Source organism: Actinosynnema sp. NPDC023658 (assembly GCF_040639995.1).
Classification (GTDB): Bacteria; Actinomycetota; Actinomycetes; order Mycobacteriales; family Pseudonocardiaceae; genus Actinosynnema.
Genome location: NZ_JBFAAX010000849.1, coordinates 1 through 2,381 on the forward strand (window position 1 = coordinate 1; position 2,381 = coordinate 2,381).

1 protein-coding gene and 1 pseudogene are annotated in these 2,381 nt (G+C 69.0%); both read left to right on the forward strand.

The window, feature by feature from the left end; genetic code table 11:
• Positions 1-101 precede the first annotated feature (101 nt).
• Positions 102-848 (forward strand): annotated as a pseudogene (locus AB0G02_RS35515) (ABC transporter ATP-binding protein); the annotation flags it as partial.
• A gap of 7 nt (positions 849-855) precedes the next feature.
• Positions 856-2,381, forward strand: a 1,526-nt coding sequence (locus tag AB0G02_RS35520) for an ABC transporter ATP-binding protein (RefSeq protein ID WP_360803430.1), incomplete at its 3' end; no start/stop codon positions are given.

Consider the following 2,381-nt stretch of genomic DNA (forward strand, 5'->3'; position numbering starts at 1 on the left):
ACTACACTCAGCCCGCCACCACCCACCTCTACCCCATGTGCCGCCCCCTCATGCCCCACCCGACGCTCTACCGCTAGGCATGGCCTGCTCCAGCTGTGCTCCGCGTCGACACCGGCGCCATGCAGATCGGCTCGCTCACGGCGTTCCTGAGCTACCTGATGCAGATCCTCATGGCGGTGATGTTCGCGACGTTCATCTCCATGATGATCCCGCGCGCCGCCGTGAGCGCCGAGCGGATCAACGAGGTGCTGGACACCGAGTCCTCGGTGCTCCCGCCGGCCGCGCCGCTGGTCGAGCTGCCCCGGCAGGTCTCGGTCGAGTTCCGCGGCGCGGAGTTCCGCTACCCCGGCGCGGACGAGCCGGTGCTGCGGGACATCAGCTTCAGCGCCGAGGCGGGTCAGCGCACCGCGATCATCGGCAGCACCGGCACCGGCAAGACGACCCTGCTCAACCTGGTGCCGCGGCTGATCGACGTGACCGGCGGCGGCGTGTTCGTCAACGGCGCGGACGTCCGCGAGATCGACACGGACGCCCTGTGCGGGCGCATCGGCCTGGTGCCGCAGCGGCCGTACCTGTTCAGCGGGACGATCGCGTCCAACCTCCGCTACGGCAACCCCGACGCCACCGACGAGGAGCTGTGGGAGGCGTTGGAGATCGCCCAGGCGCGCGACTTCGTCGAGGAGATGCCCGGCGGCCTGGAGGCGACCATCGCCCAGGGCGGCACGAACGTCTCCGGAGGTCAGCGGCAACGGCTCTCCATCGCCCGCGCGCTGGTGCGCAAACCGGACATCTACCTGTTCGACGACGCGTTCTCCGCGCTCGACCTGTCCACGGACGCCCGGTTGCGCGCGGCGGATGCGGACCGAGCGGCTGGCCCTGCTGGTCGTGGTCACGCTGGGCGTCATCAGCGTGGCGTTCTCGGTGGCGGGCCCGAAGATCCTCGGCCACGCGACCGACATCATCTTCGAGGGCGTCCTCGGCCGGATGCGCCACGTCCCGGGCGCGGGCGTCGACTTCGACGCGCTCGGCGCGGTCCTGCTGTGGGTGATGGCCCTGTACCTCACCTCGTCGGTGTTCGGCTGGCTGCAGGGCCGCGTGCTGAACAACGTGGTGCAGCGGTTCGTGTTCCGGCTGCGCTCCGACGTCGAGGACAAGCTGCACCGGTTGCCGTTGCGCTACTTCGACGGCCAGCCGCGCGGCGAGCTGCTGTCCCGCGTCACCAACGACATCGACAACGTGGCCACGACGTTGCAGCAGACGTTGAGCCAGCTGCTGACGTCGTTGCTGACCGTCGTCGGCGTGCTGGTGATGATGCTGACGATCTCGCCGCTGCTGACGCTGATCGCGCTGCTGCTGATCCCGATCTCCGTCGTGGCCACCGGGCGGATCCGCAAGAAGTCGCAGGCGTTGTTCGTGGCGCAGTGGAAGCACACCGGTGCGCTCAACGCGCACATCGAGGAGGCGTTCACCGGTCACCAGCTGGTGAAGGTCTTCGGCCGCCAGCGCGAGTCGGAGCAGGAGTTCAAGCGCCGCAACGACGAGCTGCTCGGTTCGGCGATGGGCGCGCAGTTCGTGTCCGGCCTGATCATGCCGATGATGATGTTCCTGTCCAACGTCAGCTACGTCGCCGTGGCGGTCGTGGGCGGCCTGCGCATCACGTCCGGGGCGATGAGCCTGGGCGAGGTGACGGCGTTCATCCAGTACTCGCGCCAGTTCACCCAGCCGCTGACCCAGGTGGCGTCGATGGCGAACCTGATGCAGTCCGGCGTGGCCTCGGCGGAGCGGGTGTTCGAGCTGCTCGACGCCGAGGAGCAGGAGCCGGACCCGGCGGAGGCCACGCTGCCCGCCGAGCGCCGGGGTCGGGTGGAGTTCGAGCACGTGGACTTCTCCTACCGGCCCGAGCAGCCGCTGATCACGGACCTGTCCCTGGTGGCCGAGCCGGGGCAGACCGTGGCGATCGTGGGTCCGACCGGCGCGGGCAAGACCACGCTGGTGAACCTGATCATGCGGTTCTACGAGCTGGACGCGGGTCGCATCACGTTGGAAGGGGTGGACATCACCGCGTTGAAGCGCGAGGACCTGCGGTCGCAGACCGGCATGGTGCTGCAGGACACGTGGCTGTTCGGCGGCACGATCCGCGACAACATCGCCTACGGCAACACCTCGGCCACCGAGGAGGACATCGTCGCCGCGGCGCGGGCCACCTACGTGGACCGGTTCGTGCGGACGCTGCCGGACGGGTACGACACGGTCATCAACGAGGAGGCGACGAACGTCAGCGCCGGTGAGAAGCAGTTGATCACCATCGCGCGGGCGTTCCTGGCCAACCCCTCGCTGCTGATCCTGGACGAGGCGACCAGCTCGGTGGACACCCGCACGGA